The organism is Neobacillus sp. SuZ13 (assembly GCF_030123365.1).
In the GTDB taxonomy this organism is placed as follows: domain Bacteria; phylum Bacillota; class Bacilli; order Bacillales; family Cytobacillaceae; genus Neobacillus.
The window spans coordinates 1,461,002-1,482,003 of record NZ_CP126107.1 but is presented as its reverse complement, the minus strand read 5'-3'; the positions used below and the strand labels follow the sequence as shown (position 1 = coordinate 1,482,003).

The 21,002-nt window shown below is 37.6% G+C and carries 22 protein-coding genes; 6 read left to right on the top strand and 16 right to left on the bottom strand.

Going from position 1 to position 21,002, the window contains the following annotated elements:
- Positions 1–114: 114 nt before the first annotated feature.
- Positions 115–2,415 carry a UvrD-helicase domain-containing protein gene (locus QNH17_RS07115; RefSeq protein WP_283878040.1) on the top strand — a complete coding sequence of 767 codons (2,301 nt, stop codon included), beginning with the start codon at positions 115–117 and terminating at the stop codon, positions 2,413–2,415.
- Positions 2,416–2,438: 23 nt separating this feature from the next.
- Here QNH17_RS07115 and spoVIF read toward each other — a convergent pair whose 3' ends face one another.
- The 7 genes from spoVIF to QNH17_RS07080 form a co-directional block, all read right to left on the bottom strand.
- Complete coding sequence (gene spoVIF / locus QNH17_RS07110) at positions 2,439–2,693, bottom strand: sporulation-specific transcription regulator SpoVIF (protein ID WP_283879450.1); 255 nt, start codon at positions 2,691–2,693, stop codon at positions 2,439–2,441.
- A gap of 168 nt (positions 2,694–2,861) precedes the next feature.
- The gene (locus QNH17_RS07105; RefSeq protein ID WP_283878039.1) at positions 2,862–2,981 is read right to left on the bottom strand and encodes a YjcZ family sporulation protein; all 120 of its coding nucleotides are present in this window, start codon (positions 2,979–2,981) and stop codon (positions 2,862–2,864) included.
- Between the two features lie 107 nt (positions 2,982–3,088).
- On the bottom strand, positions 3,089–3,445 hold the full coding sequence (gene spoVAE, locus QNH17_RS07100; protein ID WP_144553697.1) for a stage V sporulation protein AE: 357 nt from the start codon (positions 3,443–3,445) through the stop codon (positions 3,089–3,091).
- Positions 3,446–3,449: 4 nt separating this feature from the next.
- Complete coding sequence (spoVAD, locus tag QNH17_RS07095) at positions 3,450–4,475, bottom strand: stage V sporulation protein AD (RefSeq protein ID WP_283878038.1); 1,026 nt, start codon at positions 4,473–4,475, stop codon at positions 3,450–3,452.
- Position 4,476: 1 nt separating this feature from the next.
- The gene (gene spoVAC, locus QNH17_RS07090) at positions 4,477–4,956 is read right to left on the bottom strand and encodes a stage V sporulation protein AC (RefSeq protein ID WP_098572471.1); all 480 of its coding nucleotides are present in this window, start codon (positions 4,954–4,956) and stop codon (positions 4,477–4,479) included.
- A 16-nt stretch (positions 4,957–4,972) separates the two neighbouring features.
- Complete coding sequence (locus QNH17_RS07085; RefSeq protein ID WP_283878037.1) at positions 4,973–5,440, bottom strand: sporulation protein; 468 nt, start codon at positions 5,438–5,440, stop codon at positions 4,973–4,975.
- A 378-nt stretch (positions 5,441–5,818) separates the two neighbouring features.
- On the bottom strand, positions 5,819–6,175 hold the full coding sequence (locus QNH17_RS07080) for a DUF1360 domain-containing protein (protein ID WP_283878036.1): 357 nt from the start codon (positions 6,173–6,175) through the stop codon (positions 5,819–5,821).
- A gap of 134 nt (positions 6,176–6,309) precedes the next feature.
- Between QNH17_RS07080 and QNH17_RS07075 the strand changes: the two genes are divergently transcribed.
- On the top strand, positions 6,310–6,819 hold the full coding sequence (locus QNH17_RS07075) for a CotY/CotZ family spore coat protein (RefSeq protein WP_283878035.1): 510 nt from the start codon (positions 6,310–6,312) through the stop codon (positions 6,817–6,819).
- Between the two features lie 44 nt (positions 6,820–6,863).
- On the opposite strand, the gene QNH17_RS07070 is transcribed toward QNH17_RS07075, so the two are convergent.
- The 3 genes from QNH17_RS07070 to QNH17_RS07060 form a co-directional block, all read right to left on the bottom strand.
- Positions 6,864–7,391, bottom strand: coding sequence for a CotO family spore coat protein (locus tag QNH17_RS07070; protein ID WP_283878034.1), 528 nt, complete (start codon positions 7,389–7,391; stop codon positions 6,864–6,866).
- A 143-nt stretch (positions 7,392–7,534) separates the two neighbouring features.
- The gene (fabI, locus tag QNH17_RS07065; protein ID WP_283878033.1) at positions 7,535–8,305 is read right to left on the bottom strand and encodes an enoyl-ACP reductase FabI; all 771 of its coding nucleotides are present in this window, start codon (positions 8,303–8,305) and stop codon (positions 7,535–7,537) included.
- Between the two features lie 157 nt (positions 8,306–8,462).
- A complete protein-coding gene (locus tag QNH17_RS07060) occupies positions 8,463–10,322 on the bottom strand; it encodes a monovalent cation:proton antiporter family protein (protein ID WP_283878032.1) in 1,860 nt (619 codons plus the stop codon).
- Between the two features lie 89 nt (positions 10,323–10,411).
- Between QNH17_RS07060 and prpE the strand changes: the two genes are divergently transcribed.
- Positions 10,412–11,149 carry a bis(5'-nucleosyl)-tetraphosphatase PrpE gene (gene prpE, locus QNH17_RS07055; RefSeq protein ID WP_283878031.1) on the top strand — a complete coding sequence of 246 codons (738 nt, stop codon included), beginning with the start codon at positions 10,412–10,414 and terminating at the stop codon, positions 11,147–11,149.
- A 33-nt stretch (positions 11,150–11,182) separates the two neighbouring features.
- Here the strand turns inward: prpE and QNH17_RS07050 are convergent, their stop codons facing one another.
- Genes QNH17_RS07050 through QNH17_RS07035 form a run of 4 tightly spaced genes read right to left on the bottom strand, consistent with a single transcriptional unit; the run spans position 11,183 to position 13,975 of the window.
- Positions 11,183–12,088, bottom strand: a complete 906-nt coding sequence (locus QNH17_RS07050; RefSeq protein WP_283878030.1) for an RluA family pseudouridine synthase — start codon at positions 12,086–12,088, stop codon at positions 11,183–11,185.
- Positions 12,089–12,106: 18 nt separating this feature from the next.
- On the bottom strand, positions 12,107–12,901 hold the full coding sequence (locus QNH17_RS07045; protein WP_098572462.1) for an NAD kinase: 795 nt from the start codon (positions 12,899–12,901) through the stop codon (positions 12,107–12,109).
- Between the two features lie 49 nt (positions 12,902–12,950).
- On the bottom strand, positions 12,951–13,589 hold the full coding sequence (yjbM, locus tag QNH17_RS07040; RefSeq protein WP_144553676.1) for a GTP diphosphokinase: 639 nt from the start codon (positions 13,587–13,589) through the stop codon (positions 12,951–12,953).
- A 20-nt stretch (positions 13,590–13,609) separates the two neighbouring features.
- The gene (locus QNH17_RS07035; RefSeq protein WP_283878029.1) at positions 13,610–13,975 is read right to left on the bottom strand and encodes a UPF0738 family protein; all 366 of its coding nucleotides are present in this window, start codon (positions 13,973–13,975) and stop codon (positions 13,610–13,612) included.
- A 122-nt stretch (positions 13,976–14,097) separates the two neighbouring features.
- Between QNH17_RS07035 and QNH17_RS07030 the strand changes: the two genes are divergently transcribed.
- The 3 genes from QNH17_RS07030 to QNH17_RS07020 all read left to right on the top strand — a co-directional run bounded on the left by QNH17_RS07030 (position 14,098) and on the right by QNH17_RS07020 (position 17,096).
- Positions 14,098–14,685: a CYTH domain-containing protein gene (locus QNH17_RS07030; protein ID WP_283878028.1), complete on the top strand. Its 588-nt coding sequence runs from the start codon at positions 14,098–14,100 to the stop codon at positions 14,683–14,685.
- 1,144 nt (positions 14,686–15,829) lie between these two features.
- Entirely contained in the window at positions 15,830–16,240 is a 411-nt protein-coding gene (locus QNH17_RS07025; RefSeq protein WP_283878027.1) for a globin domain-containing protein, read from the top strand.
- Positions 16,209–17,096 carry a ClpXP adapter SpxH family protein gene (locus tag QNH17_RS07020; RefSeq protein WP_283878026.1) on the top strand — a complete coding sequence of 296 codons (888 nt, stop codon included), beginning with the start codon at positions 16,209–16,211 and terminating at the stop codon, positions 17,094–17,096. Before QNH17_RS07025 ends, QNH17_RS07020 begins: the two co-directional genes overlap by 32 nt.
- Positions 17,097–17,796: 700 nt before the next feature.
- Here the strand turns inward: QNH17_RS07020 and pepF are convergent.
- Together pepF and QNH17_RS07010 are read right to left on the bottom strand one after the other, a co-directional pair.
- Positions 17,797–19,620, bottom strand: a complete 1,824-nt coding sequence (gene pepF, locus QNH17_RS07015) for an oligoendopeptidase F (RefSeq protein WP_283878025.1) — start codon at positions 19,618–19,620, stop codon at positions 17,797–17,799.
- Positions 19,621–19,763: 143 nt separating this feature from the next.
- Positions 19,764–20,960, bottom strand: a complete 1,197-nt coding sequence (locus tag QNH17_RS07010) for a competence protein CoiA (protein WP_283878024.1) — start codon at positions 20,958–20,960, stop codon at positions 19,764–19,766.
- Positions 20,961–21,002: the final 42 nt, after the last annotated feature.

The window sequence follows — 21,002 nt, the reverse complement described above, 5'->3', positions numbered from 1 at the left end:
GCGTCAAGTGCTTTTTTGGTAATTCCATCAATGTCAAAGAACCTCTTTTAGTTCCTCCAAGGTTTTGATATGATAGAACATGTCTTGATTTTTGGATATAGAGGATAAAAAATTATGAAAACAGCGATTTATCAAAATCAGAATATTGTCCTTGAGCAATTAAGCAGGGACCAGTATCAGAAAATATTTCTTGCCGGAAAAAATGGTCATTTAAATTGTCCAATCTGTAACGAAAACGTTCGCTTGTTTTTAGGTATTCACAAGGAACCCCATTTTTTCCATACACATTCACCTGAAAAACATTGTTCAGAGCCCGCTGTCATGCTCGACAAGGCTGATCTACAACCGACTACTGAATTGAATGGATTTAACATCCCAAAGGGTAGGACGATTACAAAAACCCCGCAAATAATTGACCAATTCAATGCCGCCAAGTCAATTGAATATTCTGTTCCATTTAACCTGCCAGATAAAAACACTCAGGAGGAACTCTCACCTTTTTTACAACGACTTGCAGGAAATGGAGTTGTTCTTGATGAAAGTCAGGCTGCTGCTGTCAAAGAGACAGATGGCTCTCTGTTGGTACTTGCTGGTGCCGGAAGTGGTAAAACTCGGGTGTTAACAGTACGAACAGCATATATGCTGACTGAAAAACTCATCGACCCAAAAACGATCATGCTTGTCACTTTCACATCAAAAGCGGCAACAGAAATGAAGCACCGACTGCTTTCATATCCACAAATAAAACGCGATAAAATTAATCAACTGGTTACTGGTACTTTTCACAGTATTTTTTATCGCATCCTGATGTTCCACGACGCACATAATTGGTCATCAGGCAAACTTTTAAAAAAAGAATGGCAGCGAGACAAAATCCTGAAGGAAGCTGGAAAAGAACTGGATTTATCTGAAAAAGAGTTTGCCTATGATTTAGCGCTTCAGCAAATTGGCCTTTGGAAGAACTCTCTGCTAATGCCAACTGAAGTGAAGCCCACTTCTGATTGGGAAGAAAAAACGGCCATTTTATATAAAAAATATGAGGACTATAAGAAAAAAGAGGGACTGTTTGATTTTGATGATATGCTGATTGGCTGCTATCATTTGTTTATCTCATCCCCCTCCCTTCTTGACCAGTATCAAAATCGTTTTCATTATTTTTTAATTGATGAGTTTCAGGATATAAATAAGGTCCAATACGAACTCATCAAACTATTATCTGCAAAACATAAAAATGTTTGTGCGGTTGGTGACGATGATCAAGCCATTTATTCATTTAGAGGAAGTGACCCTAGTTATTTACTACAGTTTGAAAAGGATTTTCCCAACGCAAAATTGGTCACACTTGATCAAAATTATCGATCTTCACATGAAATTGTTTCCTCAGCGAACCAGATGATTGCGGCGAATAAAATCAGAAGATCAAAGAAAATGAAGGCACAGTTTTCTTCAGGAGCACTTCCACAGTTATTTTTTCCCTATGATGAAGAGGAAGAAGCAACGATGGTTGTCACAGATATACAAGAGCAGATATCTTTTGGAGCAAACCCTTCCGACTTTGCCATTCTTTATCGAACCAATGCTGGTTCGCGTGCGGTGTTTGAAAGACTAGCCTGCTCTAACCTTCCATTTAAGATTGATCTAGATGCAGAAGCTTTTTACGATCGTTATATCGTTAGAAGCGCCCTCTCCTTTCTCAAGGTGAGCTTAAATGAAGATGACCCACAAGCTATGTCTGAGATATTACCTTTGTTATTTCTAAAGCAAACAGTCCTTAAAGAATTAAAAGCACAGACCATTCTAAACGATTGCAGCCTGCTTGAAGCGCTTAGCCACTTAACTACCGCCCATGCTTTTCAAGAAAAGAAATTAAAAAAAGCGGTCACGATTATTCGGGGATTGAAACATTCATCCCCACACTCAGCACTTGAAAAAGTCGAAAAAGATATTGGGTTTCTTGATTTCTTGAAAAAAAGGGGTAACGAGTCAAATCAGCTTGAAAAAGGCTCTGACGATCTTAAAGACCTAAAAGTGGCTGCAAAAAGCTTCGATAAAATTGAAACGTTCCTTGCTCATGCAGAGCATATGTCGGCTATGAACAAAGAAATTAAGAATTTAAGTAAACATTTTCATGAAGCCATTAGTCTTAGTACGATTCATCGTTCAAAAGGTCTCGAATACAAAACGGTTTATATTGTCGGTGCTGTCGACGGCAGTTTGCCTCACGATTTTGCACTAGAAGCGTATCGAAATGGCGATTTTACCGCGCTTGAGGAAGAAAGAAGATTATTTTACGTAGCAATGACTCGAGCTAAGGATCAGCTTTTTATCTCCGTTCCAGAAAATAGACGAGGAAAAAAAGCACATCGCTCGCGGTTTATTGCACCTCTAACTAAAAAGAAGAAGACCTCATCCTAATTTAGGAAGGAGGTCTTCTCTTTTTATTTTTTATTAATCATATTAGAAATCGTATTGAGATCAAGTTGCTTGCCATCATTAACAATGGACTTAACAATTTGCTCTACCATTTCTTTACTTACCGGTTTTTTGGCAATATCAGAAACACGATAGATTACTTTACGGACTGTTTCTTCATCTTTAAAGTTCGCATTTTGTAATGAATTAGCTAATTCAAAGATATCTTTCATATTTACGCCCGTTTTCTTTTCAATGTTTTTAAAAAATCCATTATCCATATTCAAAGATCACGCTCCTTCATAAACTACTTTTATTGTATGAAGGATGGATAATTTGGTGAATAAAAATTGGAAAAGCGTACGTGCCTTAGGCACTTTTCAGGAAACAAAGCGAAAGGGTTGGCTCCTTTTTCAAGCCAACCCATTTCCCTAAACAAGCACTATCTATTAATAGAAGCTTGCACCAACAATGATTAAAAGGATGAATAATACGACGATTAATACAAAAGTTGAACCGTAGCCGTATCCACCGCCGTAACCGTAACCACAGCCGCCATATCCAAACATAGAATGTCACCTCACTTCTGTAATCTCATTAATAACATATGAAATTACCTTCTACTGTGTGTAGGCGCGACATCTATTTAAGTAAATTGGATTCAAAAATGTTTAGTTTAACCCTTAGGTTTAAATATTAATGCGCCGATAAATCCGAAAATAATCGCTGCTGAGATTCCAGAGCTGGTCACTTGGAACATCCCAGTCAATACGCCAATAAGTCCATGTTTCTCTGCATCCTGCATTGCCCCATGAACTAAGGAATTCCCAAAACTGGTAATTGGAATGGTAGCACCTGCCCCAGCAAAGTCAACGAGTGGTTCATAAAGACCGAAACCATCTAATACAGCGCCAATCACCACGAGCAAACTCAGAGTATGACCAGGAGTAAGCTTTGCAACATCAAATAATAGCTGCCCGATCACGCAGATTAGCCCGCCAATGACAAATGCCCAAAAAAACATTGCTAACATAGGATCACCCCTCACTTCCATTCATTTCAATGGCAACAGCATGTGCAATACATGGAATTGATTCGTTTTGCTGAAAGCTGAGCGGGGACAGCAATGCGCCTGTTGCGACTACTAAAATCCGTTTATATGTACCCTTTTTCAACTGGTTCAATAAATGGCCGTACAAGGCTGTTGCTGAGCAACCGGCCCCACTTCCCCCAGACTGTACTGGTTGATCATCCTTATACATTAATAGCCCGCAATCTTGGAATTGTCCTCGTTCTAATTCGAGACCACTTTTGTTAATTAGTTCAAAGGCTGTATCGTGACCGACCCTGCCTAAGTCCCCTGTAACAATCAAGTCATAATAAGAGGGGTCTAATTGCAAATCACGGAAATGAGCAATAATGGTATCGGCTGCCGCAGGAGCCATCGCCCCTCCCATATTAAAGGGATCTGTTAAACCCATATCAATTACTTTTCCGATCGTAGCCGAGGTTGTAACCGGAAATACCTGCCCAGGCTCATTAGGCTGCACAAGTGCCACACCTGCTCCTGTTACAGTCCATTGTGCAGTCGGCGGTTTTTGACCTCCATACTCTGTTGGGTAGCGAAACTGTTTCTCTACGGCTGCATTGTGACTGGATGCACCTGTCAGAACATATTTTGCTCCCTGGTAATTTACAACAAATGAAGCCAGAGCCAACCCTTCCATGGATGTAGAACATGCACCGAATAGTCCAAAATAAGGAATCTGCATGGTCCTTGCGGCAAAACTGGTTGGTGTTATTTGATTAATTAAATCTCCTGCAAATAAAAATTGGATCTGTTCTTTTTCCATATTTCTTTTATTTAGTGCTGTTTTAATCGCCTCTTCTAATAGTAACCGGTGTGCTTTTTCATAAGTTTCCTTCCCCATCCACAAGTCTTCATATAGTAAATCGAAATCCTCTGCTAAATTACCATTGGCTTCAAACGGTCCACCGGTAACCCCGGTAGAGGTGATCATTGGCCGATTTGTAAATATCCATGATTGGTGTCCTTTTAACAATTTACAATACCCCCCAAATCACCAGCAGGGTCTTTATCAGTGCGACAACAAATGCCGAGAAAACACCGAAGAGTATGACTGACCCCGCAAGCTTAAACATATTTCCACCCACTCCTAAAACAAAGCCTTCTGTTCGATGCTCTATAGCTGCAGATATTACTGCATTTCCGAAGCCTGTAACTGGCACAGCACTTCCGGCCCCGGCAAATTGTCCAAGTCGATCGTAAACTCCAAATCCAGTTAGTAACATAGATAAAAATACCATGGTTGCTACAGTTGGATTTCCAACACTCTGTTCAGTAAAATCAAAATAATAAATATAAAAATAACTGATGGCTTGACCGATCACACAAATTATACCACCAACAAAAAATGCCTTAATACAGTTCTTCAGGACAGGCCGTTTAATTTCATGCTTCTGTTGAAGTTGTTGATAGTTGCGCTGCTGGGGTGTCATATTTTTTTGTTTACTCGTTGCCATCTTTTTTCTTCCTTTCTTACTTCAAATCTTTTGTCATATTAACGATTTCGTTAAAACGGTTTTCAGCATTTTTAGCTGTATATTTAGAGGATTTCATTTTTTCATCAAGTCTGACTGTTTCTAGAAAAATTTTATAGTCACTTGAGATTGTAAAGTTTTCATCGGGATATTTTTGTTCCAGCATTTTGTTGATATTTTTTTCAATTTTTTTCATTTTAAAACGATACAAATGCTTAACCTTATAAACAACTAGTGTATCTTTCTTTCCTTTCACAACAGCCACATCATATAATTCTGGAAACGAACTGACATCCTGCTCAATGTCTTTAACATGATCATTACTTTTATTCTTTTGTGTAACGATTGGGCTAGGATTCGTTGTTTTCATAAGAGTTAATTGGCTATCCTTAACCTGTTGGTTTTGTCCACAGGAGGAAAGTACCAACAAACAAGCGAGTAATACCCAGCGATGAATTGCTCCCATATGATTCCCATCCCTTGTTCCATTTTATATTTACCACTACTATGTAGTTTTTTCGACAATGATTAAAATTATGAGGAATAACTTATAATTTATCTATTGTTTATGAAAAATAAAAAACTGCCAGCGAATCTGACAGTTCCTCTTACTTACCTTGAAGTTTTTTTCCCACAGCCACAACCTGTTCCTTTTTGCTTTATCGATTTTGATGGTTGATACATGTTGGTCGATTGTGACGATTGAATTGATTGTGAATAGTCATAGTCAGTTGATTGAGTTCTCCTTTTCTTTTGACTCATGATTCTCTCTCCCTCGCTGTCAATTCTATGTTCACTGATATAGAATATGAACAATCTCTAAGCCTTGTCTCAGCGGACACCACTATTTTTCGATAAAAAACTGCACAATGGTCTCCACTATAGAAGCACTTCCCGCAACAGCCAAAATTAAGATAATTGGGAATGAAAAGACTGGGAATAGCATGGATAAACTAACAATTCCGATCGAAGTCCATATTCCTGTACACCAATAACAGCTAAGAAGTTCTCCGAAAAATTTTTTGACTCCCTTTTCTTTCGGTACGTAATAAACTTCCATTTCTCCGTACTCATTTATTTCATTTATTTCATTAAAAAAAGGAACCCGAATAAACTCGGTAATTTTGTCAAAAACAAGTAACCTTGTCAGCCTAAAGCTCGCCAGCGAAAGAAGAAGCAAGTTTAATAAGGTTATTTTCATATTGGAGGATCCTTTCAAAGACCTTTATTATCAAGCCTAATTTACTTAAATAAGGCGATTGTCCGTGTCCCAAAACTGCTCTGTTAAATATCTTAGTATTGTAAGAAATATATCGGAATAAGGAGGAAATATTTATGGGTTGTGGAAATAATCATGATTTTCGTCATGGTAACTGCGTTTGTGAAGTCGTTCGTGCCATTAAGGATATCCAAGATAATGCTGTAATGGAGGACGAATGCCCAGAGTGTTCTAGTTGCTTTGCTGAGCCGCTAGGATCATTGGTGTCACCAGTGAGGAGAGATCCTGTCGATACTCGCGTATTTGTGCTAAGTACTGCGGATGGTTCGCCATTCCATGCATTTTTTAGTAATGAAAATAATGCATGTGTATCCATCTACTTCCGCGTAGAAGATGTATTTGATAACTGCTGTGCTACACTTCGTGTGTTAGTACCAGGACGCCGCGAAGGTGGAACTTTCTGTCCAGTTAACTTGGTTTCCGGCGGGGATAAATGCTGCATCAATCTAGACAAAGTTTGTCAGGTTGAACGCTTCCGCGCAAGTAACGACTGTATTACAGTTGACTTAAGTTGCTTCTGTGCAGTGCAATGTATTGCTGATGTAAACTTAGGAATTTGTAGCTAAAAATGTAGCCAGTCGGTAAAACGGCTGGCTTTTTTATGGTCCAACTATTTCCTGAGCCCGATTAAGAATATATTTATAAGTGCATGTACAGGCACGGTTTTAATTGTTTGATCATGAAATCGAATCGTCACATCTTGACCATCGTATTCGCTCAGATACCCTTGATAGTTATCTTCCTCGGTAACAAAAACGCATGGAGCTGGTGGAAGGACCCTCGGATAGTTTTTTAAATAATCTAAGCGTTCTTCGATATTCATTTCTTTAAAGGGCTTTACCCGATTAAAGAATGCACGCTCCCTTTTTTGAGGCGATTTGGATGTTGTTCCAGGTGAATTCGAATTTGGTGTTATTGATGGTTTATCTAATTTAGTTTCGTCTTTAATTATTTGCTCTGGTCCTAGTTCCTTTTTTGCAAGTGAGATTATCGTCTTTCCTTCCTCCTCGCTTGGCTTTTCTTCTTCAATCACTAGGTCCTGTCTTATTGAGTATGTGTCTTGCATATTAGTGGCAGTAGTTCTTACAAACGGCTGATGTATATATAATAATGGTCCTTTATTCTTTTCTTCGGACATTCTTAGCACCTCCATTTACATAAACCTTTAGAATATATTTATGCTAGAGGCCCATACAGGTCACAAAAAAATTAAAAATTTGCATAAGAAAAGGCCCGTATAAATACGGACCTCCATTTTTACTCAAACGTGTGCTTCCCGAGTTATAGGATGTGGTATCCGGAATCAACGTGAATGTTTTCTCCAGTAATTCCTCTTGATAGATCACTGAAAAGAAACACGGCAGTGTCGCCAACTTCTTCTGGAGTTGTTGCTCGGCGTAATGGTGCTCTTTCTTCAATTTCTTTTAAGATGGAATTAAAATCACTTATCCCTTTTGCGGATAAGGTACGAATTGGACCTGCAGAAATTGAATTAACACGAATATTTTCTTTACCAAGGTCTGCAGCTAAGTAACGAACACTAGCATCAAGAGAAGCTTTGGCTACACCCATAACATTATAGTTCTGGATGGCACGTTCGCCGCCTAAGTATGTCAATGTGACAATACTTCCTCCTTCAGTCATTAATCCTCTTGCTTCTTTCGCTACAGCAGTTAAGGAATATGAGCTGATATTGTGAGCGAGCAAAAAGCCCTCTCTAGTTGTGTTTAAATACTCACCACTTAATTCTTCTTTATTTGCAAATGCGATGCAGTGTGCTACTCCATGAATGGAACCTACTGATTCTTTGATTTCAGCAAAGCATTTTGCAACTTCCTCATCGTTTGTCACATCACAAGGTAAAACAATCGTCCCCTCGGCTTCTAAAGAACCTGCCAGTTCACGGACACTGCTTTCTAACCTTTCACCTGCATAGGTAAAAATTAATCTTGCTCCTGCATTGTGCAGTGAGCGGGCAATTCCCCACGCGATGCTTCGTTTATTGGCTACACCCATTACTACGTATGTTTTTCCAGATAAAGAAAGATTCATATTGAAAAAGTCCTCCTAAAATTACACATGATATTAGTACTTGGTACTAATTTTACACTAATTTGTCATAAATGAAAAGTTTACATTTTTTCAAGGCTCTGTTAAATAACCTGTTGAATTAAACAATTAGCTCTAACATAGTCTTTTTCAATAATAATTAGCAGGTCTCGCAAAATTCCAATTCTCTTTTTAACTCATCAACATACTCCTTCGAGCCAGTAACGATTAATCGATCTTTCATCTCTAGTTCTGTATCTCCATGAGGAACGATTGAATCCTTGCCCCGAAAAATTCGTACAAAAATGATATCGCCCGTAAAGGGAAACTTCCGTAATGACATCCCATTAAATTGGCTATTCATCATGACAATCTCATAAAGACCTGTCTCTTGATTAGTAAGTATGTTGATTAAGGTTGGTGATTCAATCAATGCCCTAAGTAACACTTTTGTTGACATAAATGTCGAAAACATTTCTATATTATGTTCACGTAAATTTTCCTCGATATCTGGACTTTCAATTCGTGCAATGACCCTAGATACCCCTTTTACTTTTGCAGCGATCGACAAGGCTGCATTTTGCCTTTCATCACCTGTTGATATCACGACAACCTCTGATTGAAAAACTTTTGTATTCTCCAACGTTTCAAGTGAATAATTAGGAATTTCAACGATTTCAAATAGTGAATCGGCAATTTGTTTATCTGATTTCTCCATTTGGGTATGGTAAAGGATTGGATCATACAGACCTGACTTTATTTCTCGTGAAACAGGCAGTGTCGTCTGATTGGCTCCTAAGAACGATACACTAACCTTTTTATTTGCAACCGCTTCTTTTGGGAATAACTTTTTAAAAACAATTGGTGTGAAAATAGACGTGATTACTGCTACTAAAATTAGTGTTCCACTCATCTCCGCTGATATGATTTCTAATCTTTCTCCAATTGTAGCGGCCGCAATGACGAGTGACAGCGTTGATGTGAGCAAAAAACCAGATGCAATGACTGTTTTTAAATCATACCAAATTTTCAATAGGTAAACTGGTACAAGTTTTGAGAAAAGCAGCCCAACTAATAAAAGCGGTATTAATAACAAAAGCTTTTTTTCACTAAAAAGCGACCAAATATCAAGATTTACTCCTACCATGACAAAAAAGATAGGAATCAAAAATCCATAACCAAAAGAATCCAACTTATGTACAAGGTCTTGATTAGGTGCTAACAAGGATACAAGTACACCTGCTAGAAACGCCCCTAATATATTTTCAGCACCAACTGTTTCAGAAAGCCCAACTAAAACAATGATCAGTGTAAAAACTGCCCTCGTACCAATTTGGACGGTCCCCGTTGACAGTGATTCAATAAACGTACGATTTTTAAATCTTTTTCCAAGAAAATAAAGAACGATACCCGCTGCAAACAATATAAGTAACAGCCACGTATTCCCATGCCCTGATTCATTTAACGAAACAAACACAGCCAGTAAAATCATTGTTACTAAATCTGCAATGACCGCAACCAATAAGATAATTTGGCCAATTACAGTTTTCATCAAATGGGCCTCTTTCAAGGTTGGAACGACTACCCCCAATGATATCGTCGAAATGATTAGCGTCATTAAAAAGGCATTCTCAATAAAACCTGCCATGACAAAGACAATGGATAGTCCGAGAGAGAAGATAAAAACTCCGGCAAAGATTAGTGACGCCACAACAAATGAATTTGGCTCCCTTTTCCCATTAGGAAGCACCTTACGCTTATTCCCTCCAGCAAAGGCTTTAAAATCTATTTCAAGCCCGCTTAAAAACATGAGAAAAATAAAACCAAGTGTCGATAAGGTGGAAAGCCATATATCTTCATGAACTACATCGAAACCACTCTTCCCTATGACAAGTCCCATGATAATTTCAGCAACAACAACAGGTATAAAATTTAATTTAAATCTGTGTAAAAGAATGGGGGTAATAAATGCCATTGTAACAACAATTAACAGAGAGATAACGGAAACATGCTGCTCCATAAAATGACTCCTTTCAATCATTAAGTAGGAATTCTATTTATAAAATCCAACGCTTCGACTAAAAATATGAGGGAAAAGGAGTTGATCCAATGAAAATTGATGTAATCGGTGATATCCATGGGTGTTTAGCAGAATTCCAGGAACACACGTTAAAGCTTGGCTATAAATGGGTGAATGGAATCCCCCTTCACGAAAACAGAGTACTTGGTTTTCTTGGTGATTTAACAGACCGTGGACCTGCTTCCCTTCATGTAATCGAAATTGTTTGGAAGTTGGTGCTGAAAGAAAAAAAGGCTTACTATACACCAGGGAATCATTGTAATAAGTTATATCGGTTCTTCCTAGGCAACAAGGTTCAGATTGCACATGGGCTTGAAACAACCGTTGCTGAGTATGAATCATTATATAAAAAAGAACAGCAATCCATTCGAAAAAAATTTGTTGAACTATATGAAAAAGCTCCACTCTATTTAGTATTAGACAATACGAAGCTTGTTATTGCCCATGCAGGGATTAAACAAGAATTTATCGGACAATCCCATGGGAAAGTTAAGGAATTTGTCCTTTACGGGGATATCACAGGTAAAAAACACCCAGATGGGTCTCCAATCAGAAGAGATTGGGCGAAGGAGTATCATGGTGAGCCCTGTATCATTTATGGACATACGCCCGTTAAAGAGCCTAGGTACATAAATAATACGTACAATATTGATACTGGTGCAGTCTTTGGCGGGAAACTTACAGCCTTAAGATATCCAGAGATGGAATTGGTATCAGTTACCTCTACTATGCCATATGTGGAGGAAAAATTTAAACAATTTGATTAAGAAGTATTGCGAACATATAAAAAAGGCTGCCTCTTAATCAAGTAGGTCAGCCTTTAATAAGTTACCCATATCGCTAGGTAATGGCGCAGTAAATATCATTTCATCGTTTGAAAATGGGTGAATAAAGGATATTTTTTTACAATGAAGTGCCTGTCGATTTATTTGTGATATATCTCCTCCATATAAATCATCCCCAAGTAAGGGGTGATTTAAAAAAGACATATGGACTCTAATTTGATGGGTTCGTCCCGTTTCAAGCATAAGTTCCAAATGCGTAAATCCATTATACCTTGCAAGTACTTGATAATGAGTACACGCATATTGTCCCCCCTTACGAACTTCCCGCTCAATGATACTGTCATCTTTACGGCCAATAGGTGCCACTATCGTACCATTATCTTGTTGCATTTCACCCTCTGCAAATGCCTCATATGTCCGCTTAACTTGACCGCTCTGCTGCATCATACTAAACAAATGATGTACATGGCGGTGTTTAGCAATCAGAACAATTCCTGAAGTGTCCCTGTCAAGCCGTGTGACAATGTGCGTAGTAGCTTGCAAACCGCACCGTTGATAATAACCAATCAGTGCATTCGCCAAACTGCCTCCAGGATGTTCTCTGGACGGAATTGTGTTCATTCCTGCTGATTTATTTACTACCAACAAATACTCATCTTCATAAAGAATCGATAAAGGAACATTTTCACCCAAAAGCCCCTCGCTCGGACTTTCACTGGGGAAAATCACGGTTAATATATCGCTCCATGCTAAACGGTAGCGGACATTTACTTCTTCACCATTTACTAGGATATTACCACCTTTGAACTTTATATCTGTTAAAGCCGTCCGAGAAATCTCTTCCTCTTTTAAAAATTCCCTAACCAACTTTCCAGCATCGCTTTCACCAATGACCCACTTCATTTGAAATTGCTGAGACATTACAACTGCACCTGCCTCTTAATCTGAAATAAAGGAATCATGAACTCTTTTCCAAAACGGAAATGGACGGAAGCGGGCAAAGCGGATTTTTTCTTCAGGCACTCTAAATTGAATGGATTTAACATCCTTATGAAGCATTGTCAGGTGGTCAATTGTAACCTGAAAATCTGAGCGATTGACTGGTTTAAGCATACAATTATGGTGAGCTGGAAGAATTAACGGCGAGCCGATCGTCCTAAAAACCTTGTTATTAATTGATGCCATCTCCGCAATTTGAAGGGCAGCTATTGATGGATGAATAATCGCCCCGCCAAGGGCCTTATTATAGGCCGTACTGCCTGAAGGGGTTGAAACACATAAGCCGTCACCACGGAACCGTTCGAAATGCTGTCCACGAATCTCCACATCCATAACCAGTGTTCCCTCAACACTTTTTACAGTTGATTCATTTAAGGCCAGATACCTTGATTCCTTTCCAGCATGAGAATAACGGATTATCACCTCTAACAGAGGGTATTCGACAACCTGATAAGGTGTTTTCGCAATCGCTATCACTAGCTTTTCAATTTCATCCGGAATCCAATCAGCATAAAACCCAAGATGTCCAGTATGTATTCCAACAAAAGCAGTTTTATCTAAACGGCTGCTATAGCGATGAAATGCATAAAGAAGCGTGCCGTCACCTCCAATGGAAACAACTATATCAGGTTGGTCTTCATCGTATATAAGATCAAAATCAAGTAAATACGTCCTCATTTTGTGCATTAATATATTTGACTTTTGATCTCCTTTTGATGTAATCGCAAATTTCATAGATTTTGGCTCCTTGTGCGAATGGCTTTTAAATCGACTTTCGTATGGCTCAGTCCTTCTCTTCCTGTTTCAATTCTTTCTTCCTTGTAAAAAAGGCTTGAGCATCCTGTATTTCACCGCGAATTAATGACATTTCTTCATCTAAACGAAACGCTGCTTCAGCTGCTCTTTGCAGCCGCATTTGGATATCACTTGGAAATATCCCTTTGTACTTATAGCTCAATGTATGTTCAATTGTCGCCCAAAAATTCATCGCAAGTGTTCGTATCTGAATTTCTGCCAAGATATTCTTTTCGCCATGAATAGTTTGAACAGGGTAGCGAATCACAACATGATACGACCGATAACCGCTTGTTTTTTTATGTGAGATATAATCCCTAACTTCAACTATTTCAAAATCATTACGGTTTTGGAGTAAATCGACAACTGTGTGAATGTCATCAACAAATTGACACATAATGCGCATTCCCGCAATATCTTGCATTTCTTCTTCTAATCTTTCAAGTGGTATCCCTTTTTGATTTGCCTTATCAAGAATACTTGCAATTGGTTTAACTCTTCCTGTAACGAATTCAATTGGTGAATGAGTAGCATCAAGTTCGAACTGACCTCTCATCCCCTTTAATTTTACTTTTAACTCTGAAACCGCCTGTTTATATGGGGCTAGAAATTGGTCCCAATGCTTCATAATTTCACCTCTAAAACAAGTTATGTTAAGAAAATATGCTCTACTTTTGTAACCATTTCTTTCCCATAATTACTATTACCCGAAATATTAGTTAGCACATAATTAAATTCATCCTGGAAGTTTTCAAGTTCTTTTTTCTCTTCGTTAAAAGTAACCCATACAGGTAATTTATTTTCGTTTGCAATTTTTAGGTCTGGCCAGATTTGTTCATTTAACACGATATATGTATAATCATCTTTATCTTCCATTAAGTAAATGAAAGAAAATTGGTCAGAATCTACAAGAATTTGTTCCCCGGGAACCAATTCAAGGATGCTCTCATTTGTTTCTAACATTAGTTTCTCTTCAATTATGTATGACTTTTCGATCATTATTCTTTTTTTCATCGTTTATACCTCCATTATTTACCCCCTTATTTTAGCATAATTCACGATTTCACCCAAGGATTGATGTTAGGTTAGAAAAGAGCTAATAAAGAATATACCCCTTAAGAAAGGTTGATGGACACATGACGCAAAATATTGAAATTGAATTTAAAAATATTCTAACTAAAAATGAATATGAACATTTGCTTAAGTTTTTTAAGGTAGATACAAATCAAATTTTTAAACAGGAAAACCATTACTTTGATACACCAAATTTTTCTTTAAAGAGTAAAGAGACTGCACTAAGGATTCGTAAAAAAGGTTTAAACTTCGAAATGACTTTAAAACAGCCAGCAGATGTCGGTCTTCTAGAGACCAATCAGACAATCAGTGAAGCTGAAGCACAATTGGCCTTTCGTTTTGGAAAACTTCCCATAGGAATCATTCAAAGACTTATAGAAGAAAGCGAGATTCCATTTTCAACACTTGAATATTTTGGTTCATTAATAACCGAGCGAGTTGAATTCGAGTATCAGAAAGGATTATTGGTATTGGACCATAGTATCTATCTAGATACAGAAGATTATGAATTAGAATATGAGGTTAAAAACTATCAGAATGGAGAGAAAATCTTTATTGAACTGTTAGAACAATTTAAGATCCCCGCTCGTTTAACAGAAAATAAAATTCGCCGTTTCTATAACCGAAAATACCAGCAAACAAACCAATAAGACCCAGACACTGAATAATAGCCGTGAAAAGGTCGTCATCAAGCCGAGGATGACCAGAACTCTGTACAATAACCGAGGAAAAGGTCATCATCAAGCCGATGATGACCAGAACTCTAAACAATAGCCAAAGAAAAGGTCATCATCAAGCAGATGATGACCAAAACTCTGTACAATAGCCAAAGAAAAGGTCATCATCAAGCAGATGATGACCTAAACTTTGAACAATAGCCAAAGAAAAGGTCATCATCAAGCAGATGATGACCTAAACTCTGTAAAATAGCCGTGGAAAAGGTCATCATCAAGCAGATGATGACCAGAACTCTAAACAATAACCAAAGAAAAGGTCATCATCAAGCCGAGGATAACCAAAACTCTGAACAATAACCGAGGTAAAGGTCATCATCAAGCAGATGATGACCAGAACTCTGAACAATAGACAAAGAAAAGGTCATCATCAAGCTGATGATGACCTAAACTCTGTACAATAGACGTGGAAAAGGTCATCATCAAGCCGAGGATGACCAGAACTCTAAACAATAACCAAAGAAAAGGTCATCATCAAGCCGAGGATGACCAGAACTCTAAACAATAACCAAAGAAAAGGTCATCATCAAGCCGAGGATAACCAAAACTCTGAACAATAACCGAGGAAAAGGTCATCATCAAGCCGATGATGACCACAACTCTGTACAATAGCCAAAGAAAAGGTCATCATCAAGCTGATGATGACCTAAACTCTGAACAATAGACGTGGAAAAGGTCATCATCAAGCCGATGATGACCAGAACTCTAAACAATAACCAAAGAAAAGGTCATCATCAAGCCGAGGATAACCAAAACTCTGAACAATAACCGAGGAAAAGGTCATCATCAAGCAGATGATGACCAGAACTCTGAACAATAGACAAAGAAAAGGTCATCATTAAACTGAAATGAATCTTAAACGTATTCAAATGTAGATTTTTATTAGTTGGAGTTATTTTCAACTTTCAAATTCCTGCTTTTTCTATTAAGAAATGCTCACTTGGCATACATTATTAATATGTTTAATTGACAAATTTCCATTTTCAAAGCAATTCATTTGAGATATGAAATTTGCATTGATAAAATAAATCTACATAATACATTTAAGGGAGTTGGCAACATGATTGAAAGAAAGCTTTCACCATTTGAATCCATTGGTGAAGAAACATTACACCATCTTGTGGACACTTTTTATGGCCTTGTTGCACAACATCCTGACCTTGCTTCAATTTTCCCAAATCAATTTACAGAAATTGCTCGGAAACAAAAGCAATTCTTAACTCAATATTTAGGCGGTCCTGCATTGTATACTGAGGAACATGGCCACCCAATGATGCGTGCACGTCATTTGCCATTTCCAGTTACCCCTATACGCGCCAAAGCCTGGCTAGCATGCATGTCAGAAGCTATGGACAAAGTAGGTTTAGAGGGTCCTTTAAGAGATGAATTTTATTCACGGCTTTATCTTACTGCACAACATATGATTAATACGCCTAACGATGGCAAGACCACAGGTGAAGAAAGTGAATAGTTCAAAATCTTCGAGTGCAAAGCGGCAATGCAGTGATAAAAAGCCGATTGAGATATACATGTTTATTGATCCTTTATGTCCTGAATGTTGGGCATTAGAGCCGATTTTAAAGAAGTTGCAAATCGAATATGGACGTTATTTTTCAATTAAGCATATTTTAAGTGGACGATTAGCCGATTTAAATATAAGCAAGAAAAAGAATTTTGAGAATATCGCTCAGGTATGGGAGAAGACTGCTAGCAGGTCAGGAATGTCATGTGATGGAAGCCTATGGTTAGAGAATCCTGTCGATTCTCCTTATACTGTTTCCATCGCTCTAAAAGCAGCAGAATTACAAGGGCGACGTGCTGGACTCCGTTTTTTGCGGAGAATCCAAGAGGGATTATTTTTAGAGAAACTAAATGTTTCTAATCTTGAGGTGTTAAAAGATTGCGCTGGGAGCCTAGGTTTGGATGTGGAGGAATTCATGTATGATATCCATTCTGAAAGTGCAGCAAAAGCTTTCCAATGCGATCTGAAAATCACCTCTGAAATGGATGTACAAGAAATCCCTACTTTAGTATTTTTTAATGAAAATGTAGAGGATGAAGGAATTAAGATTACCGGATCCTACCCCTATGAGGTGTATGTTCAAATATTAGAGGAAATGCTTTCTGAAAAACCAATCCAATCTCCTCCACCGCCATTAGAAACGTTTTTGAAATTTTTTAAATTTGTAGCATCAAAAGAAATTGCTGTTGTTTATAATATGTCGATTTCTCAAATTGAAAAGGAAATGAAAAAGCTTCTTTTAAAGCAAGTGGTGGAACAAATTCCAGCAAAGTATGGTACGTTTTGGAGATATATCGAACAATAGAAGCATGCCGTTCAACGGTATGCTTTATTTTTTTATAGCTCTGTTACACTGCCTGTTGATTTCCGCTCCAGGCACGAGCGGTTCGCGGGCGGTCCGGGAGCCTCCTCGTCGCTGCGCTCCTGCGGGGTCTCCCCTGCCCCGTCCTCCCGCAGGAGTCTTCGTGCCTTCTGCTCCAATCAACAGGGTGCCCAAATAAGCAATAAACTTTAACTATCCTTTTCATAAACAAAAATGCCTTGCAGATTCTACTGCAAGGCATTTTTCTATTATACGAACAAAGGGGATGGGAGAAATTTTTCACGGTCAAACAAAGGGGTTTGTGTTTGTTGTGATCAACTTCATGTGTATAATATAACACGCTATTTCCAGGTGCGGCAATAAGTATGTGCTTTGTTTCACATAATTGTCAAATTATCATAAATTCACTGAATGGACAATAGACATAGTAGTAAAAGAAATGAAACTCACTTTTATGAGGGTGGCCTTTTTATATGAGAAAATTCCCTTTAACGCTTATGATTGTTTTTATTTTTATTGCTTTTTTTCTTCAAATTCTTGCACTGTTAAAGATTTTCCCTTTATTATTCAGTACCCCTATATTATTTGTATCAATATTTATCTTCATTAATTACATTAATGACCGGAAAAAATTTAGAGGATTTTAGAAAGGGATGGAGCCAGTTTGGCACCATCCCTTTCATTATGCTTGTGTTAATAATTGCTCTAATTCATTCAGTTTTTCTTCAAAAACCTTACAAGCATTTTTTATTGGATCTGCACTAGTCATATCGACGCCAGCTCTTTTCAATACCTCAATCGGATAATCTGAGCTTCCTGCACTTAGGAAGTCAATATACCTTTTTACCGCTGGTTCGCCCTCTTCTAAAATTTGCTTGCTTAGCGCTGTAGCCGCACTAAAACCAGTTGCATACTGATAAACATAGTAATTGTAATAAAAATGAGGAATTCTCGCCCATTCCAATCCGATTTCCTCATCTATTACAATATCTTCTTCGCCAAAATATTTTTTATTTAATGCATAATAACTTTCTGTTAACGCATCAGCCGTTAAAGCTTCGTTATTTTGTGCTTTTTGATGGATCATATGTTCAAACTCAGCAAACATAGTTTGACGGAACACTGTCCCTCTAAAGCCTTCCAGATAATGGTTGAGTAAGTATATACGTTTTTGCTCATCATCAATTGTTTTTAATAAATAGTCGTTTAAAAGTGCTTCATTACAGGTCGAAGCCACCTCTGCAACGAAAATTGAATAATTGCCGTAAGGATACGGCTGTGATTTTCGAGTATAGAAACTGTGTACGGAATGGCCAAATTCATGGGCAAGTGTGAATAAATTATTTACATTATCCTGCCAGTTCATTAAAATGTATGGATGTGTCCCATATGCACCTGATGAATACGCACCACTCCGCTTGCCTTTATTTTCATGCACATCGACCCAGCGATTTTCAAATCCTTCAGTAAGTATTTTCGCATATTCCTCGCCTAATGGAGCTAACCCTTTAATCACTAAGTCCTTCGCTTCTTCGTATTTGATTTCCATTTTTACATCTTTGACAAGAGGTGTAAATAAATCATACATATGAAGTTCATCAAGACCCAGGACTTTTTTACGAAGCTTTATATATCGATGTAATAAATGAAGATGATCAGTAACCGTGTTTACTAGGTTATCGTACACACTTTCTGGGATATTGTTCGCAGAAAGTGCAGCATGTCTCGCTGAATCATACTTTCTTACTCTTGCATTAAAATTATCCTTTTTCACATTACCACTTAATGTACTTGAAAAGGTATTTTTAAAATCACCATATGTCTTGTATACAGCTTTGAATGCATCATGTCTTACCCGCGGGTCTTCACTTTCCAAAAAGCGAATATAGCGGCCATGGGTAATTTCGACCTCAACACCATTTTCATCTTTAATAGATGGAAATTCAAGGTCTGCATTATTCAACATCCCAAACGTATTACTAGAAGCATCCATCACCTCGCTGGCTTCTGCAAGCAACGCTTCCTGTTCTGCAGTGAGGACATGTGGTCTTTGCAGGTTAATTTCGGCTAGTGCATGCTCATAGAGTTTTAATTCTGTTTTTTCACTTAAGAAACTGGTTACTTGGCTCTCATCCAATGAAAGAATTTCAGGGACAATAAAAGCTAATTGGCTCGCTGCTTGTGAATACATATTTTTCATTCTGTCATCCAGGCCTTGATAAAAAGAGTTTGTTGTATCTTGGTCATAACGCATATGTGAATATGTATAAAGCTTTCCAATTCGTTCTAACAGTTTATCTTGGAATTGAAGCGCTTTATAAAGTGTCTCTGCACTTTCACCTAATTTCCCTTCAAATTCTTTAATTCCTGGGATTTGGCTTTTTACTTCTTGAAATTCCTTCTCCCATTCCTTGTCATCTGCAAAAATATCTTCTAATTTCCATGTGTCTTGTTCAGGGATCTCATTTCTTGCTGGTAGTGATTTTGTTGCTGTTTCATTTGCCATCCTTCATCCTCCATTCTATTCTTACCTGTGATAGAAAGCATCATTACATAGTATTCTCCTTACCTTTCCAATTTCCTTTTAGCAATTGACAGAAAGGAAACTCTTTACACCTCTATATAGTATGCCCTTCTGTTTGTTTTCATTTATCTATTCGATAGGAAACGCTGATATTTTTGAGAAAATAAAACCTTTGATTCTTCCTTTTCTCGATTTGTCCTAGGAATAAATATTTTTCGTTTCAATTTGAATGTGGTTTCTCCCATTTTCGTAAAGATACCCATTTGCTCTAACAATAAAAGATAGTCAAGTATGGCAGATAACGATGTCCCTGTTTTAGCTTGTGGTAAATTTCTTAAGACTATTTCATTTCTGTGAATCCTTTTATTGAAATGGAAGGATAATTCCTGTAGGGTTATTAAATCACCAATATTCTTGTTGTCAATACAATCAATAAATAAATAGGTTTGCCAAATAATCGGCGAAGTTTGAATGACTAGTGAATGAGGGATTGGAAGGCCTATTTCTGTCGGTAGTAGGAAAAGATTAAGGTTTCTGTTATAGATTTCATGAAGAAATGAATGATGCTGTTTACTAGGATGGAGGGTCCAATTAAGAAGAAATTTTTCAATTTGCTTGTTCCAACTAGAAAAATCTATTTGATTGTTGATCTTTGGTTCTAATAGATCTTTTATATCCATTTTCCTTATTGGGTAAAAAGAATGATGTGCGAAGGCATTTTTTATTGAGTAAGGGGTAATGGATCCAACAAAATGAAATTGCTGTTTATCGGGGCAATATGATGGTATATAAAACTTTCCTGCGGCAGTGGTACGTAAAAATAGGTATTGAAAGTTGGATAAAACAACCATATTATTTCTTTTCGTACGGATTTGGTTGCTAGATATAATCCATATGGGATGATAACCGTTCTGAAGATATGAATTGGTCCTTTTGATAAGTATACTTTCTGGAATCGTTGAGCATTGATACTCTAATGCAAATTTCTCTCCATTAAACTTGAACATTATGTCAGGTCTCTGCTGAATCTCCTTATCGTAGTACTCTAATATGGAAGGGATCTTTTGTTTCACGAGCCACTGATAGAGTTGACGTTTGCCCTCCATGTGATATATGGATTCATTTTCATAAAAATCATGACAAACTCCACCTTGCTTATGGGCAAAATGAAAAATACGCTGATTCCCTAATTTGAGTAAAACGCTTTCCCCGCAAATAGGGCAAAAAAATTCTTCTTTACTGCGAAGTTCTAAAAGAGTATCTTTTTTGTAATCAAGGCCGAGACAGATAGATACACCCATTTTTGTTTGAGCAGTTAGCAATAAATTCACACCTCCTTTCATAATGTTAATTCGTCAAAATTC

Bases quoted from the DNA above. Each gene is read 5' to 3' on its own strand.
- QNH17_RS07060 (WP_283878032.1), bottom strand. From the start codon at position 10,322: ATGGAGCAGCATGTTTCCGTTATCTCTCTGTTAATTGTTGTTACAATG.
- QNH17_RS07115 (WP_283878040.1), top strand. From the start codon at position 115: ATGAAAACAGCGATTTATCAAAATCAGAATATTGTCCTTGAGCAATTA.
- QNH17_RS07025 (WP_283878027.1), top strand. From the start codon at position 15,830: ATGATTGAAAGAAAGCTTTCACCATTTGAATCCATTGGTGAAGAAACA.
- QNH17_RS07035 (WP_283878029.1), bottom strand. From the start codon at position 13,975: ATGAAAAAAAGAATAATGATCGAAAAGTCATACATAATTGAAGAGAAA.
- QNH17_RS07075 (WP_283878035.1), top strand. From the start codon at position 6,310: ATGGGTTGTGGAAATAATCATGATTTTCGTCATGGTAACTGCGTTTGT.
- QNH17_RS07070 (WP_283878034.1), bottom strand. From the start codon at position 7,391: ATGTCCGAAGAAAAGAATAAAGGACCATTATTATATATACATCAGCCG.
- QNH17_RS07030 (WP_283878028.1), top strand. From the start codon at position 14,098: ATGACGCAAAATATTGAAATTGAATTTAAAAATATTCTAACTAAAAAT.
- fabI (WP_283878033.1), bottom strand. From the start codon at position 8,305: ATGAATCTTTCTTTATCTGGAAAAACATACGTAGTAATGGGTGTAGCC.
- pepF (WP_283878025.1), bottom strand. From the start codon at position 19,620: ATGGCAAATGAAACAGCAACAAAATCACTACCAGCAAGAAATGAGATC.
- prpE (WP_283878031.1), top strand. From the start codon at position 10,412: ATGAAAATTGATGTAATCGGTGATATCCATGGGTGTTTAGCAGAATTC.
- spoVAE (WP_144553697.1), bottom strand. From the start codon at position 3,445: ATGTTAGCAATGTTTTTTTGGGCATTTGTCATTGGCGGGCTAATCTGC.
- spoVIF (WP_283879450.1), bottom strand. From the start codon at position 2,693: ATGGATAATGGATTTTTTAAAAACATTGAAAAGAAAACGGGCGTAAAT.
- yjbM (WP_144553676.1), bottom strand. From the start codon at position 13,589: ATGAAGCATTGGGACCAATTTCTAGCCCCATATAAACAGGCGGTTTCA.
- QNH17_RS07020 (WP_283878026.1), top strand. From the start codon at position 16,209: ATGGCAAGACCACAGGTGAAGAAAGTGAATAGTTCAAAATCTTCGAGT.
- spoVAC (WP_098572471.1), bottom strand. From the start codon at position 4,956: ATGGCAACGAGTAAACAAAAAAATATGACACCCCAGCAGCGCAACTAT.
- QNH17_RS07085 (WP_283878037.1), bottom strand. From the start codon at position 5,440: ATGGGAGCAATTCATCGCTGGGTATTACTCGCTTGTTTGTTGGTACTT.
- QNH17_RS07050 (WP_283878030.1), bottom strand. From the start codon at position 12,088: ATGTCTCAGCAATTTCAAATGAAGTGGGTCATTGGTGAAAGCGATGCT.
- QNH17_RS07080 (WP_283878036.1), bottom strand. From the start codon at position 6,175: ATGAAAATAACCTTATTAAACTTGCTTCTTCTTTCGCTGGCGAGCTTT.
- QNH17_RS07105 (WP_283878039.1), bottom strand. From the start codon at position 2,981: ATGTTTGGATATGGCGGCTGTGGTTACGGTTACGGCGGTGGATACGGC.
- QNH17_RS07045 (WP_098572462.1), bottom strand. From the start codon at position 12,901: ATGAAATTTGCGATTACATCAAAAGGAGATCAAAAGTCAAATATATTA.